This window comes from Nocardia fusca NBRC 14340 (genome assembly GCF_001618425.1).
Taxonomy (GTDB): Bacteria; Actinomycetota; Actinomycetes; order Mycobacteriales; family Mycobacteriaceae; genus Nocardia; species Nocardia fusca.
The window spans coordinates 149,198-165,432 of the sequence record NZ_BDCU01000030.1; the positions used below are offsets into that span (position 1 = coordinate 149,198).

General features: G+C 68.7%; 14 protein-coding genes. 5 read left to right on the forward strand and 9 right to left on the reverse strand.

The window, feature by feature from the left end; translation table 11 throughout:
• Positions 1-44 precede the first annotated feature (44 nt).
• Positions 45-668, reverse strand: coding sequence for a GNAT family N-acetyltransferase (locus tag NF4_RS19635; RefSeq protein ID WP_063128806.1), 624 nt, complete (start codon positions 666-668; stop codon positions 45-47).
• A 566-nt stretch (positions 669-1,234) separates the two neighbouring features.
• On the opposite strand from NF4_RS19635, the gene NF4_RS19645 reads away from it, so the two are divergent.
• Positions 1,235-2,812: an LVIVD repeat-containing protein gene (locus NF4_RS19645; RefSeq protein WP_063128808.1), complete on the forward strand. Its 1,578-nt coding sequence runs from the start codon at positions 1,235-1,237 to the stop codon at positions 2,810-2,812.
• Positions 2,813-2,846: 34 nt separating this feature from the next.
• Here the strand turns inward: NF4_RS19645 and NF4_RS19650 are convergent, their stop codons facing one another.
• Together NF4_RS19650 and NF4_RS19655 are read right to left on the reverse strand one after the other, a co-directional pair.
• Positions 2,847-3,416: a hypothetical protein gene (locus NF4_RS19650; protein WP_063128809.1), complete on the reverse strand. Its 570-nt coding sequence runs from the start codon at positions 3,414-3,416 to the stop codon at positions 2,847-2,849.
• Positions 3,417-3,520: 104 nt separating this feature from the next.
• Positions 3,521-4,006, reverse strand: a complete 486-nt coding sequence (locus tag NF4_RS19655) for a winged helix-turn-helix transcriptional regulator (protein WP_063128810.1) — start codon at positions 4,004-4,006, stop codon at positions 3,521-3,523.
• Between the two features lie 94 nt (positions 4,007-4,100).
• On the opposite strand from NF4_RS19655, the gene NF4_RS19660 reads away from it, so the two are divergent.
• On the forward strand, positions 4,101-4,535 hold the full coding sequence (locus NF4_RS19660; protein WP_084533260.1) for a PaaI family thioesterase: 435 nt from the start codon (positions 4,101-4,103) through the stop codon (positions 4,533-4,535).
• A 316-nt stretch (positions 4,536-4,851) separates the two neighbouring features.
• Here NF4_RS19660 and NF4_RS19665 read toward each other — a convergent pair whose 3' ends face one another.
• The 4 genes from NF4_RS19665 to NF4_RS19680 form a co-directional block, all read right to left on the reverse strand.
• Positions 4,852-5,685 (reverse strand): MHYT domain-containing protein, encoded by an 834-nt coding sequence (locus NF4_RS19665; RefSeq protein ID WP_063814644.1) that lies wholly within the window; start codon positions 5,683-5,685, stop codon positions 4,852-4,854.
• Between the two features lie 154 nt (positions 5,686-5,839).
• Positions 5,840-7,534: a hydrogenase maturation protein gene (locus tag NF4_RS19670; RefSeq protein WP_063128811.1), complete on the reverse strand. Its 1,695-nt coding sequence runs from the start codon at positions 7,532-7,534 to the stop codon at positions 5,840-5,842.
• A 169-nt stretch (positions 7,535-7,703) separates the two neighbouring features.
• The gene (locus NF4_RS19675) at positions 7,704-8,462 is read right to left on the reverse strand and encodes an NAD(P)H-dependent oxidoreductase (RefSeq protein ID WP_063128812.1); all 759 of its coding nucleotides are present in this window, start codon (positions 8,460-8,462) and stop codon (positions 7,704-7,706) included.
• 131 nt (positions 8,463-8,593) lie between these two features.
• Complete coding sequence (locus NF4_RS19680) at positions 8,594-10,783, reverse strand: malate synthase G (RefSeq protein WP_063128813.1); 2,190 nt, start codon at positions 10,781-10,783, stop codon at positions 8,594-8,596.
• 555 nt (positions 10,784-11,338) lie between these two features.
• Here NF4_RS19680 and NF4_RS19685 point away from each other — a divergent pair.
• The 3 genes from NF4_RS19685 (at position 11,339) to NF4_RS19695 (ending at position 13,947) form a co-directional block, all read left to right on the forward strand.
• A complete protein-coding gene (locus NF4_RS19685; RefSeq protein ID WP_063128814.1) occupies positions 11,339-11,920 on the forward strand; it encodes an HNH endonuclease in 582 nt (193 codons plus the stop codon).
• The gene (locus NF4_RS19690) at positions 11,917-12,165 is read left to right on the forward strand and encodes a WhiB family transcriptional regulator (protein WP_030520544.1); all 249 of its coding nucleotides are present in this window, start codon (positions 11,917-11,919) and stop codon (positions 12,163-12,165) included. The genes NF4_RS19685 and NF4_RS19690 overlap by 4 nt, the downstream gene beginning before the upstream one ends.
• 159 nt (positions 12,166-12,324) lie before the next feature.
• On the forward strand, positions 12,325-13,947 hold the full coding sequence (locus tag NF4_RS19695) for a VWA domain-containing protein (RefSeq protein WP_232330561.1): 1,623 nt from the start codon (positions 12,325-12,327) through the stop codon (positions 13,945-13,947).
• Between the two features lie 7 nt (positions 13,948-13,954).
• On the opposite strand, the gene NF4_RS19700 is transcribed toward NF4_RS19695, so the two are convergent.
• Together NF4_RS19700 and NF4_RS19705 are read right to left on the reverse strand one after the other, a co-directional pair.
• The gene (locus NF4_RS19700) at positions 13,955-14,668 is read right to left on the reverse strand and encodes a response regulator (RefSeq protein WP_063128815.1); all 714 of its coding nucleotides are present in this window, start codon (positions 14,666-14,668) and stop codon (positions 13,955-13,957) included.
• Positions 14,665-16,218 carry a sensor histidine kinase gene (locus tag NF4_RS19705; RefSeq protein ID WP_063128816.1) on the reverse strand — a complete coding sequence of 518 codons (1,554 nt, stop codon included), beginning with the start codon at positions 16,216-16,218 and terminating at the stop codon, positions 14,665-14,667. The genes NF4_RS19700 and NF4_RS19705 overlap by 4 nt, the downstream gene beginning before the upstream one ends.
• Between the last annotated feature and the right edge of the window lie 17 nt (positions 16,219-16,235).

Consider the following 16,235-nt stretch of genomic DNA (forward strand, 5'->3'; position numbering starts at 1 on the left):
GGTCCGGCGTCGGCGGCCCGGGAGGTCGCCGCGGGGTGCGTAGGTCAACTATGCGGCCGGGGTGTGCGCCACATGGGCCACAGGTCCGGTCCACCGCCCGGTACGGTGATGGTCGCGGTCACTTCGAAGCCGAATCGCTCGTAGTAGGCGATATTCGCCTGTTTGCTGGATTCGAGGTAGGCCGGGATGCCCTCGCGGTCGCACTGTTCCAGCCGGGACCGCAGTAGTGCCTGCCCGAGACCGTGGCCGCGCCGCTCGGGATCGGTGCCGATGGTCGCGAGATACCAGTGCGGTTCGTCCGGGTGCACCTCGGTCATGAGGTCCACCAGTTCCTTCCCCACGCGCAGCCGCCCGCCGAACGCCCGGGCGAGCTGAGGGAACATGCGGAGTTCACGCCAGGGGGACGGCTTCCATCTCCCGGGCGCATCCCACAGGGCGGCCCCGCCGATCGCACCGGAGGGGGCCGACGCGATGTCGACCGCGCCGGTGGTGATGTGCTGATGCCGCGTCTGGGCGGCGAACAGGCGGGGCAGCCCGAGGGCCCGCCGGCGCGGATCCGGCCACAGCCATTCCATCACCGGATCGTCGTGGAAGGCGGCGGCCAGGGTGCGCGCCAGCGCGCTGATCTCGTCACGGCGCGCGGGGTGTACCTCGGGCGGGGTCGACATGGCTACGGTCCTCACTCTCGTGGCACAGAGTTACCGGAACCGAACGATAGTGCGCGACTCCGACAGCCGTGCGGCGGGGAAAGCCCATTTCACCGGGATACGGCTCAGGTGGGCCGGAACAGCGCCACCGTGAGACGGCAGATCCGACGGGTAGCGTTGTCCCGAGTGACATCCAGAGATCCGATGCTGCGCATATCGAAGGAGCAGGGCCAACGGATCCGACCGGCGCGCAGTGGCTCGAGAGCGGTCCCTGCCGAGTGGGACACCTTTCCGAACGCCGCGAAAACCGGCAAGTTCGACTGACACACCCGTCGCCCACGAACGCCTCCCATCGCAGCTCGTGCTGTCCGGAAGGGCGTTATCGGCACGCGCGGCGGCGCACTCGGGCGGAACGGACCCTCCGACTGCACTGCCGGAAGCGGCCCTCCACCCGATTCCGCATTCCGGGAAAACCCGCGTCCCGCAGCGTCTCGATCGCTACCATCACTGAACACAATCCGGGTTGTGTACCGAACCCTCCCGGATGACCGGGTCGGGCGCTGTTGCCCGGGAAGCGTGAGGATGCAATGGGGCGTCCCTTCGGAAATTTCCGCCGGACCAGAGCGCTGGTCCTGGGGGCGGTGGGTGTGGTCGCCGCGGTCATGCTGCCGGGCAGCGCGTCGGCGGATCTGCAATCCGATATTCGGAGTCAGGTGCGGGAATTCCTCGATGTCGGCCGGACCTCGGTGCCTCGGGCCGAGTGCGGGCCGGGGTCGATGCCCGAGCCGGGTTTCCAGGGCGATGTGCCGGCGGCCGACCGGGACAGCGGCCGCAGCACACAGGGTTACCGGTGCAATATGGCGATGGTCGGCCGGTTCGCCGGGCGCGGCGCCGGGATCACCTCCACCAGCTTCGAACACTGCGCCTATATGGGAACGTTCTTCCCCGGCAACCTACTGCACCAGAACGGGGGGGTGCAGGTGCTCGATGTCTCCGATCCGGCGCATCCGCGACCGACGGCGACCCTGAACGAACCCGCCATGGTGGCCGGCACCTGGGAGAGCCTGAAGGTCAACCGGGAGCGGAAGCTGCTGGTGGGTACGGGCGTTCCGCTACTGGTCGGCGCCGGCTATTTGTCGGTCTACGATATCTCCGATTGCGCGCATCCGCGGTTGCTCAATCCCGGTCCCGGCACGAATCTGGGTATGCCGCTGCCGATCACCACGCACGAGGGCGGCTTCTCCCCCGACGGCCGCACCTATTGGGCCTCCGGGATCACACCCGGATTCCTCAGCGCCGTCGATCTCACCGATCCGGCGAATCCGCGGGTCGTGTGGCAAGGGCTGACCGGCCTCACCGCGCACGGGTTCGGGGTGAGCCCGGACGGTAACCGCATGTACCTCTCCGCGCTCAGCGGTATCACCGTGCTCGATATCAGCGCGGTCCAGCGGCGCGACCCGAACCCGCAGGTTCATCATCTCGGGCGGATGTTCTGGTCGGACGGATGGGCCACCCAGCACAGCATTCCGGTCACCTACGGCGGCAGACCCCACGTCTACACCGTGGACGAAGGGGGTTCCGGTGGTGTGAAACTCATCGATATCTCCGACGACGCCGATCCGCGGGTCGTGGCGAAGATCAAACTCGAGATCAATCTGCCGCAGAATCTGGACAGCAATATCGCCTCGTCCATGGGCGGTTCGATCTTCGCCTACGAATCGCACTACTGCGCGGCCGATCGGCCGGTGGATCCGACCGCCCTTGCCTGCGGCTGGATCTCCTCCGGGATAAGAGTGTTCGATATCCGCGACCCCCAGGCCATCCGGGAGATCGCCTACTTCAATCCACCGGCCCGCACCGGTCGCAACCTCGAACTCGTCAATTCGCCGCACGCCTTGGCTTCACTGCTGGGCATCCCGGCGATGACCGCGCCCAGCGCGGCCCGCGCGGTGCTCGAGGGTCGGTTCGATCCCTCGCAGGCGCTGAGCTCGCGGGCCGGGAAACTCGCCTTCGGCGACGTCTCCACCGACTGGTGCCTGTCACCGCCGGAGTGGCACGGCAACGCACTGTACGTCACCTGCTCGGACAACGGTTTCATGGTGCTGCACGTGGACCAATCGGTGTATTCGCCACCCGCGGACCAGCAGTCGGTCGTGGGTTCGTGATCACGCAGTCCCGGCCGTCGCGGGATTCGGGCGGTCACCAGGAGACGACGAAGCGATACCAGGAACCGTCGTACTGCCGATAGGTGGTCTCACTGCCCCGGCGCTCGGGCGGAGGCCCCTCGGGTAGGTAGGCGAATCCGACCTGATCGAGGAAGCCGCCGTCGGTGTAGAAATGGCACCCGGTATCCGGCCGGTCCACCCACTCGATCGTGTACACGCCGATCCGGCCGGGCTCGGAGCGCGGAACACACTGCGCCGCAGCCTCTTCCAGCGCCGCCTTCGACACGCGCCAGCCCACCTGTTCGGCGGCGCCCGAGTACACCACGGCGCTCGCCACCAGCACCAGGACCGGAGCCACGGCGCTCGGCAGCCAGGCCCGGTACCTGATCAGCCCGAACACCGCACAGACCGACCACAGTACGGCCAGACCCAGCAGCGCACCGGCAAGAAGCAGCAGATATCCGAAATCGCCGGCCGAGGCAACGAACCAGACCACGGCGGCACAACAGATTCCGACGAGTACCGCCAACGCCACCGTGGTGACCGTCCACCATTTCGCCGTCGGCCGCCGCCGCAGAGTGGCGACCTCACCCCCGTAGACCATGGGCATACTCTAGGCGCCCGCATCGCCGCAGACCGTACAGCACCCGCGCGACCGCCGCGAACTGCGCGAAAAGGCATCGGTAGGGCGCGTTCCGGCCACGGCCGTCAGGAGGCCGGGCGTCTTCCCGCCAGCCGCCGGGCCGCGGGGCCCGCGTGAGTTTCCGCCTCGCGGGGACCGTTCAGATCGTGCCCGTCCCGGCAGCGGACGACCACGTCCACCGGGGCGCCGCAGTCGCGGTGCACGACGGTGAGCGACGGCCCCTCGGGATCGGCGCGGTGGTCGTCACCCCATTTCAGCAGGGCGATCAGGATGGGGTACAGATCGCGCCCCTTACCGGTGAGCCGGTATTCGCGGCGGGTCCGGCTGCCCGCCTCCCGATAGGGCACCACGTCGAGAATGCCCGCGTCGACGAGTTTGCCCAGCCGGTTGGACAGCACCGATTCCGAGATCCCGGAGTGCTGACGCATCTGCTCGAAACGATGGACGCCGTTGAACAGTTCGCGCAACACGATCATCGTCCAGCGGTCTCCGACGATATCGAGGGTGCGCTGGACCGAGCAGTTGGCGGTGCTGTATTCGAGCCACTCCATCCGGCCAGCCTATCTGACTGCGGACTTGACAGTCAGTATCCCGCCATGGCTAGCTTGTATATCGAAAGTCAGCCCACGATCATGGGAGCAACGCATGCCGGAAATCTCGGACCCGCCGGACCACCTGCCGAGCGTGGATCTCGCCGACGCCGGACGATTCGTCGCCGCGAGCGGCTTCGTGGTGGAACATGCCTCCGGGACCGGGGTTCGCGGACACGTCGAACTCGGTCCCGACCACCACACTCCCTGGGGCGTGGTGCACGGCGGCGTATACGCGACGATCGTGGAGAGCGCGGCCAGTATCGGCGCCAGCGCGGCCGTGGTCGATCGCGGCGAGTTCGCGGTCGGCGTCCACAACGCGACCGATTTCCTGCGCCCCGCCACCGCAGTGCGGGCATCGGTCGCCGCCGAGCCGCTGCACCAGGGTCGGACCCAGCAGCTGTGGCAGGTGATCATCGCCGACAGCGACAGCGGCAAGGCACTGGCCCGGGGGCAGGTCCGGCTCCAGAACGTTCCGCTCCCGGCCTGAGCCCGGCCGACCGTTCCGGCGGCCCTCCCCCACAGACCCGTACGAACGCGACGGAGCCCGGACGCGCACAGCGTCCGGGCTCCGTATCGGCAATCGCTACCGGGTCACAGCGGCGGGAAACCCGCCGAGCCGGTGGACGCCCAGGTCCAGAAATCCCCGATTCGCGTGATGATCAACGCGAAGATATCGATGACGGTACTACCCATTCGAACAATCCTCACTTCAGCTTGCAGATACGGCGGCCCACGGTAGGCCGCGCAGCCGCAGACGACAACCGGGGCCCCACCCCGATGTCGCCACTGCGACAGGCGGCAGACTAGCGGTCCACCGGCATCCGCGGCCACTCCCGACCGCTGATGACGAGGGTCGCGGGATCGGTGGTGAGGGTCGTGACCTCGCCGGATTCGTACTCCTGTTTCGCCGCGGCCGTGGACCGGACCTCGAGCTCGGCCACGCCGACCAGGACGACGAGACCCACCACCACCAGCGCGACGGTGGTGAGTAGCGGAGTGAGCAACTCCACCGGCGCGACGCCCTCCGGCACCGCGGTGTGGTCGCCGTGGTGGGCACTCATGGCGGCCATACCGGTGTAGTGCATGCCACACACCGCGACCCCCATGATCAGGCCCGCACCGATGGTGTTGCCCCAGCCCTTCACGTGCAGCATGAACCACAGCGCGGCGGTCGCGGCGACCACCGCGATCAGGATGGACAGCAGTACCAGTCCGGTGCTGTATTCCATCTCCGCACCGGAGTTCATCGCGGCCATGCCCAGGTAGTGCATCCCCACGACCCCGATGCCGGTGATCGCTCCGCCCAGTGGCAGTGCGATCACCTCACGATGACCACGCACTACGATCGCCAGCCCGATCAGGACGACCACGATCGCGATTCCGGCGCTGAGCAGCGTTATCGGCATGTCGTAGCGGATGGCCATACCGCCGATGGAGAAACCGAGCATGGCGGTGAAGTGCATGACCCAGATACCCGCGCCGCCGAGCGCGATGGCCGCCGCGATCAGCCAGCCGCCGGCCTGCTCCGACGACCGCGCGCGGACCGCGCACCGGAGACCGAGCACCGACCCGATGAACGACATGAAATAGGCGAGGACAGGTGTCACCCACCCATTGCTGAAGTGCTCGAGCTGCACGTGTAACTCCGATGTACTAGTCGATTTCCGAACTGGGGCCACCTGGACAGTAGTTCGACGCACCTCGAGGGGGCCCGCAGAGTAAAAATTTCACCCCACGGGGGTGTGCGTTCGCCACTTGATGTCACAACTGAGCTAAAGGCGGATCTCCGGATCAGCTTCGCAGATACACCGGAGTGGCAGGCGGCACGACGTTGTACACGAAGTTCCGCCGCAGTTCGTGATACGGCTCGCCCTCCTCGAAGAAATTCCGGCGCATCTGCGCCAGTTCCTCGGTCCGGTATTCCGCCAGCGGTTTGGCGGCCTCATCGGCCTCGCGGAGTTGTTTCTTGGCGGTCAGGCGGTTCTCCAGTTCGGGCGAATCGGCCAGCGCCGCCGCCTCCCGGCGCACCCAGGCGGCGTACTCGGCGGCGTCGCCGGAACCCACCCGATCCACCAGACCGAGGTCCGCGGCCGCTTTTGCGCCCACCGGCAGGGTTTCCCGGGTGAGCCGGGCGGCCTCGACCGCGCCGACGCGCCGCGGCAGTGAATAGGTCCAGTACTCCGAGCCGTACAGGCCCATCAGGCGGTAGTGCGGATTGAGCACCGCAGCCTCGCGGGCCCATACTTCGTCGGCGGCCAGCGCCAGCATCACCCCGCCCGCGGCCGCGTTCCCGGGCAGCGTCGAGATGACGAGTTTGTCCGTGGTGGTGAGGATCGCCTCCACGAGATCGTTCATGGCGTTGATGTTGTGCCAGGACTCCCGGGCCGGGTCCTCGGCCGATTCGATGACGTGCAGGTGGATGCCGTTGGAGAAGAAGTCCCGGGCCGGACCGAAGACCAGGGCCCGGGTCGGCCGCGCGCAGGCCTCTCGGTAGGCGGCGAGCAACCGGCGGCACTGCGCGGTGCTCATCGCCCCACCCGCGTAGGCGAATTCGAGGTAGCCCACCGACTCTTCCTCGCGGTAGCGCACCTCCGACCAGGTATCGCGGACGGCCGCCGCGGCCGCCGATACCGGCACCTCCGGAGTGGCGGCGGGCAGGTCGGCGCCGAGTGCCGCCACCGCGGGCCGTTTGAATGTCGCCGGCCCGCCCGGTGTCCGGCGGCGCCGCAACTGCGGCAACCACACCGCGCCGTCGACGGTGGCCCGGCAGATCGCGCCGTCACGGGTGGCGATCACCGCGCCCGGCTCGCCGCGCAACCGGTCCTCATTGTGGCCGCCGTGCACGAAATACTCACGGCCGTAGAGTTCGTCGAGCACACCGGGCTGCGAATCGGCCGCGCGTAGTTTACGCAGCACCTCGGCGGTGCTGTCGGTCGTCCAGTCGATCCGGCGGTACTGCTGGGAATGGTAGGGCCGCAACCGGCCCCGGACATCGGGCCGGTCGTAGTCCAGCGGCTCGGGCACGAAATCCCCGGCGGCGAAACGTTCCACGGCCAGCATTACCGCCGCCACGGCGGCATCCGACATCTCGTTGCGATACAGCTCGCTCTTCCCGCACGCGGGGACCGGGAAGGGCACCGAAGCCCAGATCGGCCCGGCATCCATCTCCTCGACCGCCTGGAGCACCGTGACACCCCACTCGGACGCGCCCTCGCTGATCGCCCAGTCGAGCGAGGAGGGGCCGCGATCGCCCTTGGGACCGGGATGCACGATCAGCACGGTGTGCTCGGTCCAGATGTCCTCCGGGACAGCGGTGGTCAGCATCGGCGCCACGATGAGATCGGGCCGGAACGCAGCGACCCGGGCCCGCAGCAGATCGTCGCCGAGCGCCAATTCGACCGCCACCTCGTGCCCGCGATAGCGCAGTTCGGTGTGCACACGCTGTGTGAGGCTGTTGAAAGCACTCGCGACCAGCAGGACTCGCAAAATTCTCCTCCATCGAACAGGGAACCGATCCACTCGTTCCCCGGATACGGTCTCGACTCGACCAAGCTAGTCCTGCCCCGGAACGTCCGCAGCCCGAGCCCTCCCCAACCTCTACTGCGCGAACCGATTCCCGGAGGGAGGCAGCGACGCGTCGCTGCCCGCCGCGACCTCACGAGGCGATGTGCAGCCCGAATCCGGTGGCTCCCGGCTCCTCGCGGCCCGGTTCGAGCCGGAGCGAGCGATCGTAGTCACCACCGGCCTGACGCCGATACCGGATCGGCTCGGCAGTGTCCAGCTCCGCCAGCCGCTTACGCAGGTCGATGGCGAGCTGCTCGAAACGTTCGTCGTCCACCCGGATCGCGCCGTGCACGACGAACGGCGGCAGCACATCCATGCCCGGGTAGTAGAGGATGCCGTGGTGGATGGGGAACAGCAGATCCGCTGTCGGACCGTTGATTCCGCGATCGGAGTACGCGGGTTCCCGGCCACCGACGGCCACCACCAGCATCGCCCGCCGGCCGGCGAGTACGCCGTCACCGTAGCGCGGGATGGCGGTACCACCCGCCCCGTAGGCGAACCCGCAGGTGAACACCCGATCCACCCAACCTTTGAGGATCGCGGGCATGGCGAACCACCACAGCGGGAAATGCAGCAGCACGGTATCGGCCCACAGCAGTTTCTCCTGCTCGGCCCGGATATCCTCGCTCAACGTACCGTTGGCGAAGGCCTCACCCGAGGCCAGCATGAAGTTCGTCTCCGCCACCGCGCCGAAATCGGCGGCGTCGGCGTGCGCTTTCCAGCCCATGGCGTAGAGGTCGCTCACCCGCACCTCGTGGCCGTCGGCCCGCAACTGTTCGACGGCCACATCTTTCAGTGCGCCGGTGAGCGAATCGGGTTCCGGGTGCGCGTAAACGATCAAAACCTTCATGTCCGGGGCAACACCGCGACCCGGCGTGCACATTCCTGGCGTGCCCCGCACGGGCGCGCCGGGCATACGCACACGCGGTCCCCGGCCGCTCGCGAGAGGCCGGGGACCACGTGCTGTCGTGCCGTAAGCGGTTACGCCTCGTTCTTGCCCGCCAGCGCCTTGGCCTCCCGCCGGCGGCGGTGCAGGATCGGCTCGGTGTAGCCGTTGGGCTGCGCGGTCCCCTCGAGGATGAGATCCTTCGCGGCCTGGAACGCGACACTGCCCGCGAAATCGGGCGCCATCGGACGGTAGCCGGGGTCGCCGGCGTTCTGCCGGTCCACCACGGGTGCCATCCGCTCCAGGCTCGCCACCACCTCGTCGGTGGTGACCACACCGTGACGCAGCCAGTTGGCCATCAGCTGGCTCGAGATCCGCAGGGTGGCCCGATCCTCCATCAGCGCGATATCGGAGATGTCGGGCACCTTCGAACAACCCACGCCCTGGTCGATCCAGCGCACCACATAGCCGAGGATGGACTGCGAGTTGTTGTCCAGCTCCTGCTGCTTGTCGGCCTCGGACCAGTTGGTGTCCGCGGCCAGCGGGATCTGCAGGATGTCGTCGACACTCGCGCGCGCCCCGCCCTTGGCGATCTCGGCCTGCCGCTTGAACACGTCCACCAGATGGTAGTGGGTGGCGTGCAGGGTGGCCGCCGTCGGCGAGGGCACCCACGCGGTGGTGGCGCCGGCCTTGGGGTGACCGATCTTCTGTTCGAGCATGCCGGCCATCAGATCCGGCATGGCCCACATCCCCTTGCCGATCTGCGCCTTGTGCGGCAGGCCGGCCGTGATACCGGTATCGACGTTCCAGTCCTCGTAGGCCAGGATCCAGCGCTGGGTCTTCATCTCGGCCTTGCGGATCATCGGACCCGCCTCCATGGAGGTGTGGATCTCGTCGCCGGTGCGGTCCAGGAAGCCGGTGTTGATGAACACCACCCGGTCGGCGGCGGCGTTGATACACGCCTTGAGGTTCACCGTGGTACGGCGCTCCTCGTCCATGATGCCGACCTTGAGGGTGTTACGCGGCAGGCCGAGCACATCCTCGACCGCGGCGAACAGGTCGTTGGTGAAGGCCACCTCGTCCGGGCCGTGCATCTTCGGCTTCACGATGTAGACCGACCCCGTGCGGCTGTTGGTGAGCGCCACATCGTCGCGCAGCGAATGCTTGGCGATCAGGGAGGTGATGATGCCGTCCAGGATGCCTTCGGGCACCTCGTTGCCCTCGGCGTCCAGGATCGCGTCGCTGGTCATCAAATGGCCGACATTGCGCACGAACAGCAGCGACCGGCCGTGCACTGTCAGTTCGGACCCGTCCAGGGCGGTGTAGACCCGGTCCGGGTTCATGGTCCGGGTGAAGGTCTTGCCGTTCTTGGTGACCTCCTCGGCGAGGTCGCCCTTCATCAGGCCCAGCCAGTTGCGGTAGCAGAGGGTCTTGTCCTCGGCGTCCACCGCGGCCACGGAGTCCTCGAAGTCCATGATCGTGGTGACCGCGGATTCGAGAACGACGTCCTTGATACCGGCGGTATCGGTGCTGCCGATCGGCGACTCCGGATCGATCTGGATCTCGATGTGCAGACCGTTGTTCTTCAGCAGGATCGAGCGCGGCGCGGCCGGGTCGCCGAGGTAGCCGACCAGCTGACCGGCATCGGCCAGCCCGATGGTGGTGCCGTCCTCCAGGCCCACCTCGAGCTCACCGTCGACGATGGCGTAGGAGGTCGAGCCGATATGCGAGCCGGTGATCAGGGTGACCGCGTCGTCGAGGAAGTTGCGGGCCCATTCGATGACCTTGTCCCCGCGCACCCGGTTGTAGCCGGTGCCCTTCTCGGCGCCGCCGGTCTCCGGGATGGCGTCGGTGCCGTAGAGCGCGTCGTAGAGCGATCCCCAGCGGGCGTTGGCGGCGTTGATGGCGAACCGCGCGTTGCTCACCGGGACCACAAGCTGCGGGCCGGCAGTGCTGCTGATCTCGTCGTCGACGCCGGAGGTGCCGATGGTGAAATCGGCGGGCTCGGGCTGCAGATAGCCGATCTCGACCAGGAACTGCTTATAGGCCGACTTGTCGTAGTTGGCGCCCGGGTGTTCGCTGTGCCAGGCGTCGAGCTTGCCCTGGATCTCGTCGCGTTCGACCAGCAGGGCCCGGTTGCGCGGCGCGAACTCGGTGATGATCCGCTCGGCGCCGGCCCAGAACGCGGCGGAATCGACGCCGGTACCGGGGAGCGCCTCGTTCTCTACGAAGTCGTGGAGAACGGTGGCAACCTCGAGCCCGCCGACCTTTTTCCGCTCTGTCATCTACGTGCCTCACTTCCGCGAAATACCGGGTGGAAAGTCGATGTTTATGTTACCGACCGGTAGCGGCGCTCCGATCGCCGGGTGATCAAGTGGGCGCGGGCGCAGAGGTCCCGGTCCGGACTCTACTCCGGCCCGGCGTGACACTCCGGCCTCCGCCGCCCGGCGTTCCCGGCGGTCCACGGTGGACTCCGGCCCGCCGGGCGGTGGCGCCCGACCCGGTGCCGGAAAAATGAGCCGACAACCGCTACCACCCTGTGCCACCATGTATTCCATCCGGCCCGCCACCCCGGCAGGGCTACGACACAGAGAAGGGAGGAGTGGTCTTGTATCCAGTCGCACCGGCCGGTGACACCCGGTCGAACGCCGATTCCGCAGCACGCATCAGTGCGCCGAAACGGCCGATGGGCGTCCGCGGCGAACCGTTGCGGCAGCCGGAACCCGCCGTCGGCGGTCGCACGATCGACCGGCTCCTCCCGCAGCGGCGCTGACCGCCCGCCTTCTCCCGCATTTGTTGTAGTCCCGGCTGTTCCGGGCCGTCGAAACCTGGTGATACCCATGCCGCCAACCGCTGTCGCCGAACCGGCGACGCTCACTCCGGACAACTGGATACACACCCGCGTCCTGGTGCTCAATGCCAGCTACGAGGCGCTGGCCCGGATTCCGGCCGACCGGGCGGTGGTACTGCTGACCGGTGGGATCGCCGAATCCGTCGTGATACGGCAGCCGCATTTCCCGATCCGGTCCCAGCACACCGAGATCATGCTGCCGGAGACGATCCGCCTGGTCCGCTACCGGTACCTGGCCCACCTCGCGGTCCGCCACCCCGAGGGCCGCGCCACCCATGCCGCGATCCTGCGGCGCGACGGGAACCGGTGCGGATACTGCGGGGCGGGGGCGCACACCGTCGACCACATCCGGCCGCGCAGCCGGGGCGGGCCCAATACCTGGGAAAACCTCATCGCGTGCTGCGTGACCTGCAATACCGGTAAAGCCGACCGCACTCCGGAGGAGGCCGGTATGCGGCTGCTCTGGCAGCCGCGGCCGCCGGACCCGCTCGCCCGGGCACAGCGGCGGGTCTGGCGGCAACTCGCGACGACAACCACCGAGGCGATCCACGAGAGGAGGGGATCGAGATGACCGTCGAGATTCTGGCAGACCTGCTGCCCGTGTCCGACAGCCGCGGATGGCATCGGGCCGCCTGCCGTGGCGACCCGAACCACGAGGCGTGGTTTCCCTACCCGTCCCAGGACTTCGCCTATGCGCGGGAAGTGTGCGGGCGCTGCCCGATCCGGCCCGAATGCCGGAGGTTCGCCGAGCGCACCGGACAATCCGGCGTGTGGGGTGGGCAGGAATTCGACCGGGGCACGATGATCCGGGAGTAGCCGGATCGAAGCTGGTCGGAGGCACTGTGGGGCCGTGCGGCGAGCGCGGCCCCACAGTCGTGACCGTGGTGCGTCACGGGGCGGTTCAGGACCATAGACTGACTGCCCGTGGGTACCCATCGCAGCACCGGTTCTTCCCGGAGATCGAGCAAGGGACCGGTGATCGCGGCGGTTATCGTGGTGGTCCTGGTCGCACTGGTTTTCGGATGTTCTCGACTGGGCACGGATCCCGCGGACCGATCGGCGGCCGCGGGCACGTGCGTGGAAGGCGAGGCCGTCCTCGACGTGACGGCCGACCCGGAGGTCGCCGACCCGGTCCGTACCATCGCGGCACGATACAACGAGACCCGGCCGGTGGTCCGCGACCACTGCGCGAAGGTCGTCGTCACCGAGCGGCCGTCCGCCGATATGGTGGCCGCCTTCACCTCGAACGCCACCTGGAATCCCGTCCTCGGCCCCCGACCGGGGCTGTGGATACCGGTGTCCAGCCGCGATATCGAGTCCATGCGGGTACCGGGCCTCATCGAGGGCACCCCGCAGTCCATCGCGTCCAGTCCCATCGTGCTCGCCGTACCGGAGATCCTGCGGCACGCGCTGGCCGCCACCCAGACCTCGTGGGCGGATCTGCCACGGCTGCAACAGGGTTCACTCGATCAGATCGGTCTCCCGGGCTGGGCGGGGCTGGAGTTGGCGCTCCCTCCGGGTGACAGCACGCTCGCCGTGGCCGCCGCCGTCGCGGGCGCGATCTCCGGTACCGAACCGCTCACCGAGGAGGCCGCGAAATCCGGCCAGGCCGTCTCCGCGGTGTCGGGTCTGGCCGCCGCCGCACCCGCGGCCACCGACGTCTCCGCCGCGATGGCCACCCTGTCCGCCGCCGCTCCGGCCGAGGCCGCGGTGCACGCCGTACCCCTGACCCAGCGGCAGCTCGCGGTCAACGGCAGCGCGACCGCCTACGTCCCCGTCGGGGCGGCACCGGTGGCCGACTACCCGGCCGCGATCATGTCCGGACCCTGGGTGGACGAAACCCAGAATCTCATCGCCGGTCTGTTCGCCGATTATCTGCGCAGGCCCGAACAACAGCGGGACCTGATCGCCGCCGGCTTCGCCGCTCCACCGGCCCAGCAGGTCGCCGCACCGCCACGCGCCGCGCTGGACCGGCTTCGCAAGGCGCTCACCCACCCGGTGCTCGGGGTGCAGGCCACCGCGCTGGTGGACGTCTCGTCCTCGATGAGCACCACCGAAGGCGAGCTCACCCGCCTGGCCAACACCGTCGGCGCGCTGGCCTCCACCCTGAACGTGATGCCACCCGATTTCGGCCTGGGTATCTGGACATTCGGCAAGAACGTCGACGGCGAGAACCCGTATCGGGTCATCGCCGGCACCGCCCGCCTCGACGACGAGCACCGCGGCACTCTGATGGGATCGCTCGGGAAGATCGAGGCGACCGCCGACAGCACCGACGAATGCTATCCGGCATTGCTGGCGGCCTATCGCGGCGCGATCGAGACCTACGCCGCCGAACGCACCAACTCGATCCTGCTCGTCACCGACGGGCCCGAGGACGAGTCCACGCTCAGCGGAGAAGACCTCCTGTCCGCCATCCAGGACGCGGGCGATCCCGCGACACCCGTCCGGGTGGACGTCATCGTCGTCGGGGGCGGCCAGGGCACCGATACGTTGCGCACGCTGACCCAGCGCACCGGCGGCAGCTATGCCGTACTGCCGAGCAGTAACGACCTCGAGTTCGGCACCGCCGTGGTCGGCGCGCTCACCACGCCCTGAACGGCGGTCAGCCGGACCGTCCGGTCCGGGATTCCCGCCAGCGATAGCGGGTCCGGGGCCGGCCGGTGCGGCCGTATTCGGCGCGCCGGTCCAGCACACCGTCCTCGGTGAGCCGCTCCAGATAGCGCCAGGCGGTGATCCGCGAGACGCCGATCGAGGTCGCGGCATCGGCGGCGGTGAGCCCGTCCGGCGCGGCGCGGACGGCGCGGGTGATCTCGGCGAGCGTATCCGGCGCGACGCCTTTCGGTGTGCCACCCTGCCGCGCGGGGGTGCGCAGCACCGCCAAGGCCTGATCGATATCGTCCTGGGTGGCGGCGGCTTCGCCGGTGGGCAGCGCGCCGTGGAAATCGCGGTACCGTTCCAGTTTGTCCCGGAACGCCGCGAAGGTGAACGGTTTCAACAGGTAGAGCACCACGCCGTGGGCCACGGCGGCGCGGACCATGGCCAGATCGCGGGCCGAGGTGATCGCGATGACGTCCGGTCGCGGCCGCTGCCCGACGAGAGTCGCCGCCACCTCGAGGCCGCTCATATCGGGCAGACCGATATCCAGCAACACCAGATCGATAGGTGTACCGGCGGCGGCCGCGGCCGCGACCGACCGCAGCGCCTCCCGGCCCGTGCGGGCATGCCCGACCGCGCGGAATCCGGAGAGCCGGCCGAGGTAGGCCGCGTGGGCGTCGGCGATCAGCGGTTCGTCCTCGACGATGAGCACCCGGATCATCCGCGCTCCTCCCGTGGAATGCGCACCGTGACCGCACTCTCCGGAGCGGTCTCGGTGCCGATGGTGCCACCGTGGCGGGTGACCAGCCCGAGCACCAGCGCCAGGCCCAGACCTTGGTGCCGGGCCTTGGTGGAGTATCCGCGCCGCGCGGCCCGGGTGAAACTCTCCGGCGGGATACCGGGGCCGCTGTCGGCCACCCGGACCGTCAGCGCCGTCGCGTCCGCGCGGGCGGTCACCTCGACCCAGGCGTCGGGGCTGCCGGCCGCGGCGTCGATCGCATTGTCGATCAGATTCCCCATCAGGGTGACCGCGTCCCGCGTGGACAGCGGCGCCGCCGAATCCATGGCGGTATCCGCGGTCACGGTCAGTTCGACATCGCGCTCGGCCGCCTGGTTCACCTTGCCCAGCAGCAGGGCCGCCAGCACCGGATCGCCCACCTCGGCCAGCAGCCGATCGATCAGCGCCTGGGACAACTCCAGTTCTGCGGTCGCGAATTCCACCGCTTCGCGGTAGCGGCCCAACTCGACCATGGTGACGACGGTGTGCAGCCGATTGGCCGATTCGTGCGCCTGGGCCCGCAACGATTCGGCGAAACCGCGGACGGTATCGAGTTCACCCAGAACCGTGCGCAATTCGGTGTGGTCACGGATGGTGGTCACCGTGCCCTGCGCGCGGCGGCCCAGATCGACGACATCCTGGTTGACCAGCAGCACCCGGTCGGCGGTCACATGCGTTTCGTCGCGAACGGTCCGCCGGCGCAGGTCACGCAGCGAGACGGGCAGATCGGCACGGGTCACCGGCCCCTCGGGCAGTTCGAGCAACCGGCGGGCCTCGTCGTTGACCACCTCCGCTCGCTCACCGGTGGGCCCGAAGACCAGCAGCCCCTCGCGGACCGCATGCAGTACCGCGTCGTGGTGTTCGTACATCGCCCACAGCTGCGCGGGGGCCAGGCCCCGGGTCTGCCTGCGCAAGCGGCGGTTCAGCAGCAGTGACCCGGCGGCGGCGACGAAAAGGCCCACGGCCGTCACACCCAGGATGACGGGCAACTGCGCGGTGAAGCGCTCCCCGATCACCGCCCGGGTCACCCCCGCGGAGACCAGCGCGATCACGCGCCCGTCGGCGTAGACCGGGGTCACCGCGCGAATGGAGGGGCCCAGGCTACCGGTATAGATCTCGGTGAAGGTGGCACCGGCCAGCGCGCGGTCGATGTTCCCGCTGAACGGTTGACCGATCCGCGCCGGGTCGGTGTGGGTGAACCGGGTGCGGTCAGGTGCCATCACCACGATGAAATCCACCCCGGTCGCCTGCCGGATCTGTTCGGTCACCGGTTGCAGCAGGCCGGTCGGATCCGGGGACCGCACCGCGGCCGCGGTGGACGGCGCCGCCGCCACGCTCACCGCGATATCGGTGACCTCACGGGTCACGGTCCGGTCGCCCTCGCGCCGGGCGTCCAGCACCGCGTACCCGGCCCAGAGGGCCGTGACCAGCGCCAACAGCACCAGTTGCAGGACGAAGACCTGTCCCGCCAGGGACCATCGACCGGTTCGCACAAGCTCCTCCGCTGAAC